General features: G+C 70.2%; 16 protein-coding genes. 3 read left to right on the top strand and 13 right to left on the bottom strand.

Annotation, left to right across the window (positions count from 1 at the left end):
- Positions 1–24: 24 nt before the first annotated feature.
- Positions 25–891, top strand: a complete 867-nt coding sequence (locus KIK09_RS43750; RefSeq protein ID WP_214325414.1) for an alpha/beta fold hydrolase — start codon at positions 25–27, stop codon at positions 889–891.
- Positions 892–1,061: 170 nt separating this feature from the next.
- Here the strand turns inward: KIK09_RS43750 and KIK09_RS43745 are convergent, their stop codons facing one another.
- The 8 genes from KIK09_RS43745 to KIK09_RS43710 form a co-directional block, all read right to left on the bottom strand.
- Positions 1,062–1,673 carry a rhomboid family intramembrane serine protease gene (locus KIK09_RS43745; RefSeq protein WP_214325413.1) on the bottom strand — a complete coding sequence of 204 codons (612 nt, stop codon included), beginning with the start codon at positions 1,671–1,673 and terminating at the stop codon, positions 1,062–1,064.
- Between the two features lie 34 nt (positions 1,674–1,707).
- Positions 1,708–2,472, bottom strand: coding sequence for a crotonase/enoyl-CoA hydratase family protein (locus tag KIK09_RS43740; RefSeq protein ID WP_214325412.1), 765 nt, complete (start codon positions 2,470–2,472; stop codon positions 1,708–1,710).
- Between the two features lie 7 nt (positions 2,473–2,479).
- A complete protein-coding gene (locus KIK09_RS43735; protein WP_214325411.1) occupies positions 2,480–3,253 on the bottom strand; it encodes an SDR family NAD(P)-dependent oxidoreductase in 774 nt (257 codons plus the stop codon).
- Positions 3,254–3,300: 47 nt separating this feature from the next.
- Complete coding sequence (locus KIK09_RS43730; RefSeq protein WP_214325410.1) at positions 3,301–3,639, bottom strand: STAS domain-containing protein; 339 nt, start codon at positions 3,637–3,639, stop codon at positions 3,301–3,303.
- Positions 3,640–3,895: 256 nt separating this feature from the next.
- Positions 3,896–4,630, bottom strand: a complete 735-nt coding sequence (locus tag KIK09_RS43725; protein ID WP_214325409.1) for an energy-coupling factor ABC transporter ATP-binding protein — start codon at positions 4,628–4,630, stop codon at positions 3,896–3,898.
- Positions 4,624–5,382, bottom strand: coding sequence for a cobalt ECF transporter T component CbiQ (gene cbiQ, locus KIK09_RS43720; RefSeq protein WP_214325408.1), 759 nt, complete (start codon positions 5,380–5,382; stop codon positions 4,624–4,626). The genes KIK09_RS43725 and cbiQ overlap by 7 nt, the downstream gene beginning before the upstream one ends.
- 4 nt (positions 5,383–5,386) lie before the next feature.
- Positions 5,387–6,400 (bottom strand): energy-coupling factor ABC transporter permease, encoded by a 1,014-nt coding sequence (locus tag KIK09_RS43715; protein WP_214325407.1) that lies wholly within the window; start codon positions 6,398–6,400, stop codon positions 5,387–5,389.
- Positions 6,401–6,446: 46 nt separating this feature from the next.
- Positions 6,447–8,267, bottom strand: coding sequence for a glycosyltransferase family 2 protein (locus KIK09_RS43710; protein WP_214325406.1), 1,821 nt, complete (start codon positions 8,265–8,267; stop codon positions 6,447–6,449).
- Positions 8,268–8,582: 315 nt separating this feature from the next.
- Between KIK09_RS43710 and KIK09_RS43705 the strand changes: the two genes are divergently transcribed.
- Positions 8,583–8,885: a hypothetical protein gene (locus KIK09_RS43705; RefSeq protein ID WP_214325405.1), complete on the top strand. Its 303-nt coding sequence runs from the start codon at positions 8,583–8,585 to the stop codon at positions 8,883–8,885.
- Between the two features lie 5 nt (positions 8,886–8,890).
- Here KIK09_RS43705 and KIK09_RS43700 read toward each other — a convergent pair whose 3' ends face one another.
- From KIK09_RS43700 to KIK09_RS43685, 4 genes are all read right to left on the bottom strand, one after another.
- Positions 8,891–9,853, bottom strand: coding sequence for an LLM class flavin-dependent oxidoreductase (locus tag KIK09_RS43700; protein WP_214325404.1), 963 nt, complete (start codon positions 9,851–9,853; stop codon positions 8,891–8,893).
- Positions 9,854–9,881: 28 nt separating this feature from the next.
- Entirely contained in the window at positions 9,882–11,141 is a 1,260-nt protein-coding gene (locus KIK09_RS43695) for a S1 family peptidase (RefSeq protein ID WP_214325403.1), read from the bottom strand.
- A 282-nt stretch (positions 11,142–11,423) separates the two neighbouring features.
- Positions 11,424–11,855 carry an SRPBCC family protein gene (locus KIK09_RS43690; protein ID WP_214325402.1) on the bottom strand — a complete coding sequence of 144 codons (432 nt, stop codon included), beginning with the start codon at positions 11,853–11,855 and terminating at the stop codon, positions 11,424–11,426.
- Positions 11,830–13,044, bottom strand: coding sequence for an MFS transporter (locus KIK09_RS43685; RefSeq protein ID WP_214325401.1), 1,215 nt, complete (start codon positions 13,042–13,044; stop codon positions 11,830–11,832). The genes KIK09_RS43690 and KIK09_RS43685 overlap by 26 nt, the downstream gene beginning before the upstream one ends.
- 148 nt (positions 13,045–13,192) lie before the next feature.
- Between KIK09_RS43685 and KIK09_RS43680 the strand changes: the two genes are divergently transcribed.
- Complete coding sequence (locus KIK09_RS43680) at positions 13,193–15,139, top strand: ATP-binding protein (protein ID WP_214325400.1); 1,947 nt, start codon at positions 13,193–13,195, stop codon at positions 15,137–15,139.
- A gap of 16 nt (positions 15,140–15,155) precedes the next feature.
- Here KIK09_RS43680 and KIK09_RS43675 read toward each other — a convergent pair whose 3' ends face one another.
- On the bottom strand, positions 15,156–16,406 hold the full coding sequence (locus KIK09_RS43675; protein ID WP_214325399.1) for a hypothetical protein: 1,251 nt from the start codon (positions 16,404–16,406) through the stop codon (positions 15,156–15,158).
- Between the last annotated feature and the right edge of the window lie 109 nt (positions 16,407–16,515).

Raw genomic sequence — 16,515 nt, 5'->3', positions numbered from 1 at the left:
GAGGCCGCGCCGTAGGGTCTTTCCATGATCCGCCACCCGCAGGGCCGGCTCGTCGACGGCCTCTGGCTGGAAGAGGAGGGATCGGGCGAGCCGGTGCTGCTGCTTTCCGGCCTCGGCCCCGCCGGATCCCATGTGATCTTCCACCCGCACTTCGACGCGCTAGCTGACACCCACCGCGTGCTCTATCTGGACCTGCGCGGCCGCGGCCGCTCCGAGCGCCCCGCCGACCTGAGCCAGATCACCTTCGCGGGCGACGTCGCCGACGTCGCCGCCGTGCTGGAGACGATCGGCCCCGTCCACCTCTACGGCTTCTCCTACGGCGGGCTGCTCTCCCAGGCGCTCGCCCTCGACCACCCGCACCTGGTGCGGAGCCTCACCGTTGCCAACAGCCTGCACAGCCCCGAGATGTGGCAGCTCAACCACGCCAACCTCAACAGGGAGATCGCCAACCAGCTGCCCGAGGTCTGGGACAGGATCCTGGAGCTGCGGGCCGAGGGGCTGCGTTCGACCGACGCGCCCATGCGGGCGGAGTTCGCCAAGGCGACGCCGCTCATCAGGTTCTTCGACCCGGCCGCCGCCGCGCGTCTGGCCGACGAGCCAGGGGCGCGCAACCTGGAGCTGTACCCGGTCTTCTGCGGTGACGACGTCGACTTCGTCATCGGCGGGCAGGTCCCGCACATCCCGGACTTCCGGCCGCGGCTGAAGGACCTCACCATGCCCTTCGCCGTCCTCGCTGGACGCCACGACAGGGCCCTGTATCCCGCGCTGCAGCGCGATTTCCAGCGCCACGCCCCGAAGGCCGAGTTCCATCTGCTGGAGCGCAGCGGCTCGTTCAGCCACGTGGAGGAGCCCGAGACGGTTCTGGCCCTTCTCCGCGAGTTCTGGCGGTAGGACGCACCACGACGGGTCCCGTGCGCCGTCGCGGCGGGTGGGCGTCACCGACTCGCCGTAAGCGCCGCTCGCGGGCCCTGAGCCGAAGTACGGCGGGCGGCCGGTGGGCGTGGCTCGCCGTACGGAATCATCGCGAAGATCGGGCCCTCAGCCGAACTCCCGCCGTACCCCTAGTAGGCGGGTGAGATCGCTTTGCGGCGCAGCACCCAGGCCGCCACCACGCCCGCGATGAGGCCGAAGAGGTGGCCCTGCCAGGAGATGCCCTGCTGGTTGGGCAGCAGCCCCCACAGGATCGAGTAGTAGGCCACGCCGATCACGATGGCCAGCACGATGTCCAGCGCCCTGCGGTCGAACAGGCCGCGGGCCAGCACGTAGCCGAAGTAGCCGAAGACGAGCCCGCTGGCGCCGACCGTGATCGTGCCGGGGCTGGTCAGCCAGGTGCCGAGCCCGCCGATCACGATGATGATGGCGCTGGCCGCCAGGAACTTGCCGATGCCGCGCAGCGCCGCCACGAAGCCGATGATGAGCAGCGGCAGCGAGTTGGCCATCAGGTGGGCGAAGCCGTGGTGCAGGAAGGGGGCGAAGACGATGCCCGGCAGGCCGGCAGGCTCGAGGCCGACGATGCCGAACTCCGCGTCGAGGGAGCCGTTCAGCATGTAGTCGAAGATCTCGATGACCCACATGGCGGCCAGGATCACGACCATGAGGAGCAACGCGGCGAGGGCGCCGGACAGCAGGCTGCCGGCGCCCCGCTTGACCGAGTCGAACCGTGAGGGGCCCATGCCTCAACGGTATGCGCGATCGGCTATGCGCGCGCTAAAGACCCTTCCACTGAGGCTGGCGCTTCTCGGCGAAGGCGGCGGCGCCCTCCATGGCGTCCTGGGAGCCGAACACGGGGTTGATGATGGCGCCCTGGCGCTTGAACATCTCCTCCAGCGGCCAGTCCTGCGACTCGATGATCACCCGCTTGGTGGCCGCGAGCGCCAGCGGGGCGTTGGCGGCGACCTTGCGCGCCAGCTCCAGCGCGCCCTCCAGGGCCTTGCCCGCCTCGGTGACGCGGTTGACGAGGCCGAGCTCGTAGAGCCGCGAGGCCGGGTAGTGGTCGCCGGTCAGGGCGATCTCCATGGCCACGTGGTAGGGGATCCTGCGCGGCAGGCGCATGATGCCGCCCGCGCCGGCCACCAGCCCGCGCTTGGGCTCGGGCAGGCCGAACTTGGCCGCCTCGGACGACACGATGAGGTCGCAGGACAGCGCCAGCTCGAAGCCGCCCGCGAGCGCGTAGCCCTCCACGGCGGCCACCAGCGGCTTCTTGGGCGGGGCCTCGGCGATGCCGCCGAAGCCGCGGCCCTCGACGACGGGCAGGTCACCGGTGAGGAAGCCCTTGAGGTCCATGCCGGCGGAGAAGTAGCCGCCCGCCCCGGTCAGGACGTAGGCGGAGATGTCCGGGCGGGCGTCGAGGCTGTCGAGCGCCTCGGCGATCCCTCGCGCGACCGCGCCATTGATGGCGTTGCGCTGGTTGGGGCGGTTGATCGTGATGACGGCGACGTTGTCGGATTCCTCTACGAGAACTTCGTCGGACACGCGGACCTCACTTGGGCTGGAAGCGGATGCCGCCGTCGAAGCGGACGACCTCGGCGTTCATGTAGTCGTTCTCGATCAGCGAGCGCACCAGGTGGGCGAACTCGGAGGCCTGGCCCATGCGCTTGGGGAACACCACGGGCGCGACCAGCTTGGCCTTGAACTCCTCGGAGTTGGGCGAGAAGCCGTAGATCGGCGTGTCGATGATGCCGGGGCAGATCGTGTTCACGCGGACCCCGATGGCCGACAGGTCGCGCGCCGCCGGCACGGTCATGCCCACGATGCCGCCCTTGGAGGCCGAGTACGCCAGCTGCCCGGTCTGGCCCTCGAGCGCCGCCACCGAGGCGGTGTTGATGACCACGCCGCGCTGCCCGTCGGCGTCCACCGGCTCGGTCTTGGCGATCGCGGCCGCGCCGATGCGCATGAGGTTGAACGTGCCGATCAGGTTGACCTCGATGACCTTGCGGTAGGTCGCGGGGTTGTGCGGGGAACCGTCGCGGTTGACCGTGCGCTCGGCCCAGCCGATGCCGGCGCTGTTGACCACCACGCGCAGCGGCTTGCCGGTGGCGACGGCGGCGTCCACGGCTGCCTGCACCTGCTCGTCGTCGGACACGTCGGTCTTGACGAAGACGCCGCCCAGCTCGTCGGCGATGGCCTTGCCGCGCTCCTCGTTGAGGTCGGCTATGACCACGGTGGCGCCGTGCGCGGCCAGGTCACGGGCGGTCGCCTCGCCGAGACCGCTCGCACCGCCTGAGATGATTGCTGCAGATCCGTTCAGGTCCATAGAACGGACCCTAACGGGCAACCGAATGAAGTTCTACTCGGGGTGGGTTAAATCTCACCCACGGCGGTGTCGACGTCGGAATATACCTTGATCCGCCGGTCCAGGCCGGTGGTCCGCAGGATGCGCGCCACCGGGGCCTGCGGGGCCGCCAGCGACACGCCGCCGCCCTCGCCCGTCGCCAGCCGCCACGCCTCGATCAGGACCGACAGGCCGCTGGAGTCCATGAACGACAGCTGCTGCAGATCGAGGACGAGCCGGGCGCCGTCCTGCTTGATGGCGTCGCGCACCTCGTCGCGGAGGAAGGGTGCGGTGAACAGATCCAGTTCTCCCTCGACGGCCACCACCACGGCATCGCCCATGGCATGTCGCGCCAGCCGCAACTTCATTCGGCCCCTCCTCGATGAGCCACTGTACTTCGACATCCCCGGGTACCGGGCATGCACAAACTACGATCAGCCCCCTGGAGGAGCGCCACGATCAGCCCGATGAGGGCGGCACTACGCAGGCCGGCGCTTCCGCCCAGCCGTGTTCTGCCTGGTAGCGATGATCGCCACGGGTACAACGCCGACGTCAGCGGGAATGTTTCGCCTCTCGCAGGACAGGTCACGGGGTTACGGGGACGTCACCCCCGCCGGAACCTCGTCAGGCCGGGATGGCGAAGCCGTACGGGAGCTCCAACCGGTGCTTGGCGAGCAGGTCGGCGTCGGCGAGCAGCTCGCGCGTGGACCCGTCCGCGGCGATGACGCCCTCGGACAGGACGAGGGAGCGCTCGCACAGCTCCAGCGCGTACGGCAGGTCGTGGGTGACCATGAGCACGGTGACGTCGAGCGAGCGCAGGATCTCGGCCAGCTCCCTGCGGGCCGCCGGGTCGAGGTTGGAGGAGGGCTCGTCGAGGACGAGGATCTCCGGCTCCATGGCCAGCACGGTCGCCACGGCCACCCTGCGCCGCTGCCCGAAGGACAGGTGGTGCGGCGGGCGGTCGATGGCCTCGAGCATGCCCACGCGCTCCAGGGCGCCCTTGACGACGCGTTCCAGCTCCTCGCCCCTGACGCCGGAGTTGGCCGGGCCGAAGGCCACGTCGTCGCGGACGGTCGGCATGAACAGCTGGTCGTCCGGATCCTGGAAGACCAGGCCGACGCGCTGCCTGATCTCCTTGAGCGTGTCCTTGCGCACCGGCGTGCCCCCCACGGCCACCGAGCCGTGCCCGGCGGTCAGGATGCCGTTCAGATGCATCACCAGCGTGGTCTTGCCGGCGCCGTTGGGGCCGAGCAGGGCGACACGCTCGCCCCTGCCGATCGTGAGGTTCACGCCGAACAGGGCCTGCGTGCCGTCCGGGTAGGCGTAGGCCAGCTCGCTGACCTCGAGCGAATTCACCATGCTGCGATCCCCAGTACGGCGAGCGCGGCCACGGGCAGGGCCAGCGCGGTTCCCCACTGTTTCAAGGACGCCGACAGGTCCTGGATTATCGGCATCTGGCCAGAGTAGCCGCGGCTGAGCATCGCCAGGTGCACGCGCTCGCCGCGTTCGTAGGAGCGGATGAACAGGGCACCGGCCGAGCGGGCGATCACCGGGATCTGCCGGACGTTGCGCGCCTCGAACCCGCGCGACTCCCTGGCGATCCGCATCCGCCGCATCTCGTCCACGATCACGTCCATGTAGCGCAGCATGAACATGGCGATCTGCACCAGCAGGCCGGGCAGCCGCAGCCGCTGCGCGCCGAGCAGGATCGTGCGCGGCTCGGTCGTGGCGGCCAGCAGGATCGAGGCCACCACACCCAGGGTGCCCTTGACCAGGATGTTCCACCCGGCCCACAGCCCCGGCACGCTCAGCGAGACCCCGAGCACCGAGATCCGCTCCCCCGACCCGATCACCGGGATCAGGACGGCGAACAGCACGAACGGCACCTCGATCACCATCCGCCGCAGCACGTGCGCCAGCGGCACCCCGGCCAGGAACGCGATCCCGATCAGCAGCAGCGCGTAGATCCCGAACGCCCAGAACGCCTCCCTGGGCGTGGCCACCACCACGATCGCGAAGGCCAGCACGGCCAGCAGCTTGCACTGCGGCGGCAGCCTGTGCACGGGCGAGGCGCCCGCCAGGTAGAGCTGGTGGTGATGACCGGCACCCACGGTTTCAGACCTCGACCTTCCTGCGGCCGCGCGCCGCCCAGGCGACGGCTCCCGCGATGAGCAGCACCAGCCCGACGCCGATGATTCCGGCGATCCCCACGGGGATCCCGCCGACCTCGCCGTAGTCGCTCAGCGCCCAGTTCACCAGGTGGCCCTTGGCCTGGCCGAGGAAGCCCTTCTGCTCGGCCACGGCCTCGAGCCCGTCGGGGTTGGAGTTGGCGAAGAACGACACCGCCCCGGCCAGCACCAGGGTCAGGCCGACGCCGCCGAGCAGGAACGGCTTGGCCGGCCCGCGGGTGGCCGCCGGCGCGGGGGCGGGAGCCGTGCCCACCTCGGAGGTCGAGCCGTCGGCCCCGCGCAGCACGAGGGTCTGTCCCAGCCCCCGCGCGCCGTAGACCAGGTCGGGGCGTACGGCGAGCACCGCGCCGACCGTGAGCGCGGTGATGATCGCCTCCCCGATGCCGATCAGGACGTGCACGCCGCCCATCGCGGCGGCGACGGCCATCGGCGAGATGGGCGCGGTGCCGCCGATCGCGAACAGCAGCGCGAACACCAGCGCCGCGGCCGGCACGGACACCAGCGCGCCGAGGAAGGCGGCCAGCGTGATCCCGCCCTTGCCCTTGGCCAGGCGGCTGACGAAGCGGAAGACGCCGTACCCGACCAGCACGGTGACGATGCCCATGATGCTGATGTTGATGCCGAGCGCGGTCAGCCCGCCGTCGGCGAAGAACACGCACTGGACGAGCAGCACCACGGCCATGCACAGCACACCTGTGTACGGCCCGACGAGTATCGCGGCCAGGGCCCCGCCGAGCAGGTGGCCGCTGGTGCCTGCGGCGACGGGGAAGTTGAGCATCTGCACGGCGAAGATGAACGCGGCGACCAGGCCCGCCATCGGCGCGGTCCGGTCGTCCAGCTCCCTGCGGGCCTTGGACAGGCAGACCCCGATCCCGGCGGCCGCCACGACTCCGGCGGAGACGGAGGTGGCGGCGTTGAAGAACCCATCAGGTACGTGCATGACCCATACTTTAGGACATGGAGTTGCACCTGCACATAGGTGGCAATTAGCGAAGAAGCCTGCGGAGGATCGCCCGGGGTGTGAGCTTGCGCACCACCGTGCTCAGCCGCCCCTTGCCCGAGGTGGCGTACGGCCTGACGCTGCGCAGCACGCCGCCGCCCCACCAGCGGCGCGGCGCGGCCACCGTCTCGGAGTCGGTCTCGATCCTGAACCTTGCGGGCGGCCCGCCCAGCTCCAGCTCCAGGTAGGCGTCCCAGGTGCCGGGCGCGAAGCGGCCCACCGCAGGCTTGGCCGCGAAGCCCCCGCCGGGCAGCGCGATCACCCCCTCGGTCCGCTCGAACCCGGTGTTGCGCTCGCGCCACACCAGTTGCCGCACCGCCCCGGTGTCGGGCCGGTCGTCGCCGATCATGATCTCGCCGTCGATGAGCAGCCTGTGCCCGACCTTCCACCGGGTCCTGGTCAGCTTGACGGTGCCGGGCACCGCGAGCACGTGCCCGCCGACGTCGATGCTGAGGTTGCCGTTGTCCCTGGTGAAGTACGGCAGGGCCACGGTGCTGCCGAACAGCCGCGGAGCCGGCCTGGTGATGCCGCCGTCGCGGTCGGCGCCCAGCCGCCCGAGCCTGACCACGCCCTCCAGCTCGACGGCCACCCGCAGGTCCCAGACGCCGGAGGTCAGGCGGCCCACGTCGACGCGGGCCGTGAACGCCTGGCCCTCACGCTCGGCGCGCACGACCATCTCGCACGCCGGATCGTGGCGCGCCCGCAGCACCAGGGCGACGCCGTCGTGCCCGCTCAGCCCCTCGAGAGCCGCCGTGCCGCGCACCACCAGGCGGTCGTCCTCCCAGCGCAGCCCGGTCAGGCGGCGGACGACCGTGGCGCTCTCGATGTCGGCCAGCCGTACCAGCCTGTCGACGTCGCCGAGCGCGGCCAGGCGCTGGCGGTCGGTGCTGTTGAGGCGCGTGACGACGCCCGGCGTCAGCCACTCGTCGCACAGCGCGGCGACCGCCTGCGCGATCTCCTTGCGCTGCACCTCGCCCGCCTCCAGGAAGGGCGTGCCGAGCTGGGCGAAGGCGTCCAGCCTGAAGTGCCTGCGCAGCAGGTGGTCGCGCAGCGGGCCCGCGGGGACGTGCTCGGCCATGAGGCGCATCGGCTCGCGGATCATGGCCAGCCAGGCGACCGGGTCGCGGCTGTCGGGGCGCTGCATGATGCTGGTGCCGTCGGGCCTGGACACCAGGTGGTAGCACTCGTAGTCGGCCACCACCGAGATGACGCCGGCGTGGCAGTAGGCGTGCACGGTGAACAGGATGTCCTCGCCGACGGCCTGCTCCTCGCCGAACCTGATGCGGTGGCGCTCCAGCATGTCCCTGCGGAAGAGCTTGAAGCAGCTCAGGCTGTTGTAGACCGCGCTGTCGCCCAGGCCCACCCGTTCGGCGTTGCGCAGGAACATCGACTCGGGCGCCCGCCGGCCGTGTCCCACCATCTTGCCGAGCACGATGTCGGAGCCGTTGCGGTCGGCCATGGCCACCATGCGCTCGAGCGCCTCGGCGCCCAGGTAGTCGTCGGCGTCGCAGAAGAAGACATAGCGACCGCGGGCGTGCTCGAGGCCGACGTTGCGCGGGCGCCCGGCGCCGCCGGAGTTCTCCTGGGACACGATGCGGACGATGCTGCGGTGGTAGGTGGCGTAGAGGTCGAGCAGCTCCGCCGTACCGTCCACCGAGCCGTCGTCGACGACGATGATCTCCTTCTTGACCCGCTGCACGAGTGCTGAGGTCAGGCAGCGGTCCAGATACGGTCTGCAGTTGTGGGCGGGGATGACGACGCTGACGTCGACCGCATCCTCATCGTTTCCCGTTGTCGTCAAAGCCACAGCCGCGCCCCTCAGCCGTCACGTTCCGCTTTCGTTCCGTTTCAGTATGTGACTTCTTTCGCGCCTGAGGTGGCTGATCGGACGTCTTGGTACGACGGTTTTCTGTGATCGAGATCACTGCATAAACGCTGGTAACACGGTCAATTGGCACATTTGCGTACCACCGAATCGAGCTCGGGGCGGCTGTTTTCCACCGAGGGGGAGAGAACCTCACCGAAAGCCACAGTGCCCTACCCCCGGGCAACCGACGGTGATCCACCCGAGAGCATCGCGCGTCTACACTCAGGCAACCTTGACCGGGGAGGTGGCGGGACCATGGAAACCGAACTCCGCAGGCGGGAGTCCATCGTCTCCTCAGCACGGCTGGCGGAGCTGTACGAGTGCTCCGCGCTGCTGCGCCGTACGAGGATCAGGGCAGAGGAGATCGTCGACGAGGCTCGCACACTGCTCGTCGAGGCGGAACGGCAGGGCGACCCGGGGCGCATCCTCGCGCTCAGCGCCCAGCTCGACGAGGCGCGCGCCGCCTACTGCAAGGTGCTCAACGCCTATGTGATCATCTGCCGCCGCATCAACGACGAGCGCCGCGCCATCCTGCAGGCGTTGTCAGGAGCCGCCTGACGCCGTCAAGCGGCCAGCAGCTCCAGGGACCTGAGCCAGGCGGTGCGGTCGGGGGCCGACGAGGCGACGATGAGCTCGTCCGCGTCGGCGAGCTTGGCGAAGTCGTCGAGGTAGTCCTTGACCTCGTCCGCCGTGCCGACCGCCGAGTACTTGGTCATGTGCGCGATCTGCAGCCCCGCCGGCGACTCCAGCACCGCGTCCGCCTCCTCCGGCGTGAAGCTCTGCTTGGTGAACGCGCTGATCCTGCGCCGCTTGGCCGCCAGGAACTGCTGCTCCGCCTCGTGCCTGGTGTCCGCCGCGATGACGTTAACCCCGGCGATGACGTACGGCGTGGCCTGCTGCGCCGACGGCTTGAACTCCCGCCGGTAGAGCGCCACCGCCTCCTCAAGGGCGTCGGGCGCGAAGTGCGAGGCGAAGGCGTACGGCAGGCCGAGCGTGGCCGCCAGCTGGGCCCCGAACAGCGACGAGCCGAGGATGTACAGCGGCACGTCGGTCCCCTTGCCGGGCGTGGCCTCGACACCGGAGATCAGCGACTCGCCGGAAAGGTATCCCTGCAGCTCGAGCACGTCCTGCGGAAACCGGTCCGCCGAGACGGGAGTGCGGCGCAGGGCGCGGAAGGTCTGCTGGTCGCTGCCGGGCGCCCGGCCCAGGCCGAGGTCGATGCGGCCGGGGTGGAGCGTCTCCAGGGTCCCGAACTGCTCGGCGATGGTCAGCGGCGAGTGGTTCGGCAGCATGATCCCGCCCGCTCCGAGGCGGATCGTGCTGGTATGTGCGGCCACGTGGGCGATCAGGACGCTGGTCGCGGACGAGGCGATGGTCGGCATGTTGTGGTGCTCGGCGTACCAGATGCGGCGGTAACCCCACCGCTCGGCGTGCTGGGCCAGCGTGACACTGGCCCGCAGCGCGTCGCCCGCGGTCTCTCCCTCGCCGATGTGCGCCAGGTCGAGAATGGACAGAGGAAGAGCCATGGAGAGTGCAACCGCCCACGCACGGCGGTTATTTCAGGTGCTTGAGAGTGTCCGCGATGAATCCGCTCACATACTGGTGAGCCGGGTAGAGCGCCTGCACCCGCCGGAACTTGAGCAGCGCCGAGCGGTAGCGGCCGGCGAAGTAGTCGTCGAGCGCGGAGTTGTAGACCTGGGTCGTGAGCGACTGCGCCGGCTTCACGCCCGCGGCGGCCAGGCGCTTGCGGATGATGCTCACCGGCAGGACGAAGCTGTGGTTCTCGGCCTCGGCCAGCGTCTGCTCGTCCACGCTGCCGGCGATGAGCATGCCGATGACCTTGCCGTCCTTGTCGAAGACGGGCCCGCCGGAGTTGCCGTGGTAGGACGGCGCCTGCGACTGCAGGTACGGCACGCCGAGCACGGTCGTGCGCTGGGCGTTGTAGGCGCCCTCGGTCAGCGTCGGGTTGAGCTTCGAGCGGAAGTCGAAGACGGGGCTGTTGGTGATCAGCCCGGGGAAGCCGCTGATGTAGAGCGTGTCGCCGATGCGCACGTCCTTGTCCTGGCCGAGCGGAACGGTCGGGAGGTTGCGCGCGCCGCGGAGCTTGAGCAGCGCGAAGTCCTCACCCGGGTACTGCGCGCCCTTGGCCACCAGGGTCAGCGGAGTGAGGTGCGGCTTGCCCTTGGTGGTGGCGGTCACGATGGCGATGGCCTTGGTCAGCCCGGTGATGCGCATGTGGTCGGCGTTGAACTTGCCGATCACGCCGCCGGCCAAGTTGACCAGCTCGGCGTCCGGCTGGACGGTCTTCAGCAACGAGATCACGTCCGCCTGGTTGATCTTGGGCAGGGCCTTGCCGGCGAGGTTCGCGCGAAGCTCCTGCGGCTGGGCAGTGACGCAGTGCGCGCCGGTGACCATGTAGCCGTCGGGCGTCAGCCACCAGCCGGTGCACAGCCCCAGCATGTCGGCGGGCACGGTGCGGTTCGGGCCTGAGGCGGTGAGGTAGCGCCCCGGCTTGGCCGAGGCCGCCCGCAGCACCCACTTGAGCTGGCTCTGGGCGTCGGCCGGGATGTGCCCGAGCCGCGCGTGCCGCCTGGCCTGGGCGACCAGGCCGAGGAACGCCTTGTTCGGCCGAGCCTGCGGCACGACGACCTTGCCCGTGTAGTTGAGCCCGATCAGCTGGACCGACGGGTCGGTCCTGGCGGCCAGCCAGGTGCCGGTGGCCACGTCGTGCGAGTCGGCGAGCGCACCCGTGGCCGAGACCGCGAGCGTGGCCGTGGCGAGCACCCCCACCGCCAGGAGCCTAGTTGTCTGCATTTATCCCACCCCTTTGTCATATGGGGCGAGTGTGCGGTCGCATGCTGGCGCGCGGCTTGCACGGTGCTTGTCCGTCCGCTTGCAGCCCGCATACGGCCGTCCCCCTGCTCCAGCTCCCCGGTGCGGCCGGGGAGCTGGAGCCCGATCTCATTCGGCGGCTAGCCGCTCTGCCTCTTCGTGCAACGCCACGATCACGAGCAACTCCAGTTGGAGCTCGTAAAGCTCGGGCGCCGCGAGGCCATCAAGGACGCGCATAGTGGGCCTCCCTGGGATAGAGACGCCTCAGGAGTCACACTGGTTTACCAATCTCCGGATATCCGCTCGGATCGCCCGTCGAAGCAGCCACCGGAGCACCGGCGCCACAACGGATTCGACCCCGCGCGTCCGGATCCGGACATGGAAGGTGAACAGCGTCCTGCCTTCGTCGAGCGGCTCGACGAACCTGCCGCCCTCGGCGTCGATCCCCGAGGTGGTCCGCCAGGCGAACGCACGTCCGGGATCCACCATGACGACCTCGCCGCCGTTGCGGTAGGTGCGCCCGGCGAAGCGCATGACCTCGGCGGTCGTGGTGCCGACCTGGACGATCCCGGCCGGCTTCGGATCCATCGTCTCGACGCCCCGGCGCCACGACGGATCCCGCCCGTAGTCGGCCACGATCGCCCAGACCTCGCCGGCCGGGCGCGGGATCTCACCCTGTTCGCGCAGCTCGATCACCTGTTGATCGTACGGCTAGCGGCTTCCACGCCGTGGCGATGATCACCGCCATGGCACCGAACGCCACCCAGTACGGCCCCGTGAGCCCGAGGCCGCGGGCCAGGACACCGCCGAGCAGCGTCCCGAGCGCGGCGCCTCCCACGTCGAACAGACTGTAGACGCTGCCCACCCGGCCCTGCAGCCGGTCGGGCACCGCCCGCTGGCGGACGCCGGCGACCACCACGCCCCACACCATGGCGTGCACGCCGAACACGGCCATCGTCGCGCCCGCCACCCACGGGCTCCTGGTCAGCGCCAGGACCAGGTGGGTGAGGCATTCGACGACCAGTCCGGTCCTGAGCAACGCCGTGGGCCCGAACCGGCTCTCCAGCCGGGCCGCGGCAGCCGTACCGAACAGACCGCCGAAGGCGCCCGCGGTCACCAGCACGCCGAAGCCCAGCGGGCCGAGCCCCAGGCGTTGCCTGGCGTACAGGACGTAGGCGGCGAAGGCCGCGGAGAAGGTGACCTGCATCGCGCACAGCACCGCGGCCAGCGTCCTGAGCTGCCGGTGAGCCAGCAGCCAGCGGACGCCTTCCGCGATGTCCCGCCTGATCGAGCGGCGCTCGGCGGGCGGCCGCGGGATCGGCCGCATCCACATCACCAGCGCCGCGGCCAGCAGGAACGTGGCCGCGTTCAGCCCGAACGGCGCGGCGGCCGCCACGGCGAACAGCCAGGCGCCGAACGGCTTGGCCGCGAACTGGTTGATCACCAGGAACGTGGCCGTCAGCCGGGCGTTGGCGCGGGACAGCAGCTCGCCGGGCACGATCGACGGCAGCCGGGCGGCGGCCGCCGTGTCGGCCAGCGTCTCGCCGGTGCCGAGCAGGAACCCCGCGGCGTACACCAGCGGGATCGTGACCGCGTCGAGCGCGATGGACAGCGCCAGCGCGGCCATGACCGCGCCGCGCAGCACGTCGACCACGACGATCAGCCGCTGCCGGTCCAGCCGGTCCACGAAGGCGCCGCTGATCAGGGCGAACAGCAGCCACGGCAGCTGCTGGGCGAGCACGGCGCCCGCCACGAGCGCCGGATCGCCGGTGAGCGAGGCGAGCAGGAGCGGGCCGGCGACCATGATCACGCCGTCGCCCAGGTTCGAAACGGCGCTGGCCGTCCACAGCTTGTGGAAGTCCGCGCCGAGTTTTCTGGCACGCAAGGAAGAACTCCTGACAGGGAGAAGGAATCTGGCTTGTCAGAGAGTCGAGACCTTGCCCATGCGTGCCTCCCCGGGATTCGGGATCTTCGCCTCGAAACTAATCGGACAGCCTCGAGACAGGCAACGGATTTTGCCGCACACTGCGGACATGCGGCTGGGCGAGCGGCTTGACACGGCACGACGGCGCGGCTTCGTCGGCAGGGAGAGCGAGCTGGCGGCCTTCGAGCGCCTCCTCGACCCCTCGCTCCCGGCCCAGGTCCTGCTCGTCTACGGCCCCGGCGGCGTTGGCAAGACCGCCCTGCTGCACCAGTACGGCTGGCGCGCGGCCGCCGAGGGCCGCAAGGTGATCTGGCTCGACGGGCACGAGATCGAACCCACCCAGACCGCCGTGCTCGCCACCCTCGGCATCGCGAACCTGGACGAGCTGGCCACGATGCCCGGCCTGGTCCTGCTGATCGACACGCTTGAGCTGCTCGCGCCGCTCGAACGCTGGCTGCGCAGGGATCTCATCCCCGCGCTCGCCGGCGACGCGCTCGCGGTGCTGGCAGGCAGGGACCGGCCGCCGCCGGTCTGGCGGGCGGACCCCGGCTGGCGCGAGCTGGTCGACATCGTGCAGCTCGGCAACCTCAGCCATCCGGAGGGCCGGCGGCTGCTCGAACTGCGTGGCGTGCCGGAAGCCGACCAGATCCCGGCGCTCGACTTCACCCGCGGCCACCCGCTCGCGCTCGCGCTGGTCGCCGACGTGGCCGCGCAACGCAGGTTCTCCGCCGTCTCAGCGCACCAGGTCATGGGCGCGCTGCTGAAGAGCTTCGTCGACACCGTGCCCAGCCCGCTCCACCAGCAGGCGCTCGAGGCCTGCGCGCAGGTGCTCGCCACCACCGAGCCGCTGCTCGCCGCGCTGCTCGACCTGCGGGACGCCGCCGAGCTGTTCGCCTGGCTGCGCGACCTGTCGATCGTCGAGTACGGCTCACGCGGCCTGTTCCCGCACGACCTGGCCCGCGACGCGCTGGGCGCCGAGCTGCGCTGGCGTGACCCGGACGGGTGCGAGGAGATCCGGCAGCGGGCGGCCGCCTACTACCGGCAGCAGTTCGGGGTGGCGCGGCCCGCCGTACAGCAGCTCATCCTGCTGGACTTCGTCTACCTGCATCGCGACACGTCCGTGCTCGGGCCGTTCGTGGCGGGTTATCCGCAGACGGGCGCGCTGAGCGCACATCCCGCTCTACCTGCGGAACTGAGCCTGTTCGTGTCCTGGGTGCGCGAGCACGAAGGGGAGGAATCCGCTCGGATCTGCTCGTCCTGGCTCGAACGGCAACCGGGATCCGCGGTGGCGATCCGGTCGTCGGAAGGCGTCACTGTGGGCTTCTACCAGCTGATCTCCGTGGATGCCTCGGCGCGTGACGACCCCGCCATGGCGCGGGTGCCCGGCCGCGGGCAGATGGTGCGTTTCTGGATGGACGGGGAGCGGTACCAGGAGCCGTCACCGGTGCAGCTGTTCATCACCGTCCAGCTGTTCAGGTCCTACCTGCAGGCCGCGTGTCCCGACTACACGCTGCTGACCTTCGCCTCCGCGGAACCGTTCGCCGAGGGATGCGCGCACGTGGACTTCCACCGCATGCCGGAGGCCGACTTCACGGTGGGCGGCCACGGCTACGCCGTCTTCGGCCACGACTGGATCGCGGTGCCGCCGCTGGCCTGGGTCTCCCGCCTGGCCGAGCGCGACGCCCTCATCTCCTCGCCCACCTCGCTCCTGGACGAGGAATCCTTCGCCGCCGCGGTCAAATCGGCCCTGCGCGCCCTCGGCCGCGCCGGCGGCCTGCGAGACTCGCCCCTGCTGGCCTCGATGCTGGCCCGTGGCCAGGAGTCCTCGCTGCGCGCCGTACTCAAGGAAGCCAGCGACCAGCTGGCGGCCTCTCCCCGCGACCGCCGCCTGCACCGGGCCCTTCACCACACCTTCGTCCAGCCCGCGGAAACCCAGGCGGCCGCCGCGGAGCTCCTGGGCCTGCCCATGACCACCTACCGGCGCCACCTGGCCGCCGCCGAAGCCCGCTTGACCGAGATCCTCTGGCAACGCGAACTGGACGCCCGCTCCCCCTGACCCTGCCGTGCCGGAGTCAGGAAAGGGGCAGCAGGTCCTTCGGGTCGTCCTCGACGCTCCGCAGAATCCGCATGGCGTCGTTGACGTTGACCTGCGAGACCAGGTCGTCGAAGCTCGTGGCCGACATCGGCCCGGCGAAGTACTGGAACCCCTGCAGCTGCGGCAGGCAGACCTCCAGCTCGGCCGGGAGCATGGCGAAGGCCTCCCCCAGCCGGGAGTTGAAGTTCATCAGCAGTTCCTGGGCCCGCGACTTGTCCTTGCGGTCGTCGTCGTTCCCGTCGAAGAAGGTCCGGTCGAACCATCCCGCCTTGTCGACGTTGAGGTGCTCGCCCTGCGTCTTGTACTCGGCGAACGCCGAGCTGAACCCCGTGCACACCTCAGAGGTACGGCCGGCGGCGTAGGCGATCGTCCGGCCGCTGGCGTGCAGCTTGCGCAGCGCGTCCAGGCACAGCGTGGAGGTCTCCCCCGGCCAGGTGTGAGCCAGCTGCTCGGCATGGTGCGCGAGAGCGCCCACGCCGGCGGCGAGCCGGTCCGCGGTCCCGCGCAGCGTCCTGCCCGCCGCGGCGAGGAGCTCCGGGTGGCAGCGCTCGAAGAAGGTCTTGATGACCGGGGCCTCGTTGGACGACACGTTCTCGCAGAACCAGGAACCCTGGCACAGCGGTTCGTCGGCCTTGACCACGCCCCGGCCGTCGATCGCGGTCCTGAAGGCGCCCTTGCCGTGCTGGAGGATGTCCTCCGCCGTATCGTAGTTGAGCGCGGTCAGCACGACGGTGTCGGCCAGGCCCTTGAACGATTCGAAGAACAGCTCTCCGTACCCGTCGATCGTGGTGACGGTCCGCTCGAGGTTCTTCTTGAAGTGCTTCACCGACTCCCACGAACCGGGCAGGTAGCCGGCCACCTCCATCCAGCTCGAACCCCCGCCGTACGGGCCGGAGACGCCGTTCTCCTGCCACAGCTCGTGGCCGAAGGTGCCGCTGAGGTCGAAGTAGTCCTTGGTGTCGTTCGGGAACTTGCCGACGGACCCGGCGTCGCCGCCGTCGGTCTCCCTCACCGCGGCGTCGTTCCAGGACGATTCCGGGACGGGATCGAACCGCGGGAGGTACGGCCCGCCCTTGACCGCGTCCTGGATGGTCTGCTCCATCTGGAACGCCACCCGCTTCAGGGCGGCGCGGTCGACGTTGATGCCGGGCGACGGGTAGGGCCACCCTCCGGGCAACGCGAAGCCGCCGTTCCATGAGTGCCAGTCGTCGGGGTTCTTCTCCGCCATCGTGTCCCTCTTCCGGGTGCACGCCTCATGATCAGAATGTCGCCATACATTACGGTTATGTATGAAGGTTGCGCAACAGTCATAGTCAGGAAACCTGCGGGCCCGTTGG

It is taken from the genome of Nonomuraea sediminis, assembly GCF_018531495.1.
Taxonomy (GTDB): domain Bacteria; phylum Actinomycetota; class Actinomycetes; order Streptosporangiales; family Streptosporangiaceae; genus Nonomuraea; species Nonomuraea sediminis.
Note: the sequence above shows the minus strand (reverse complement) of the source record. Positions and strands in the feature narration are given on the sequence as shown.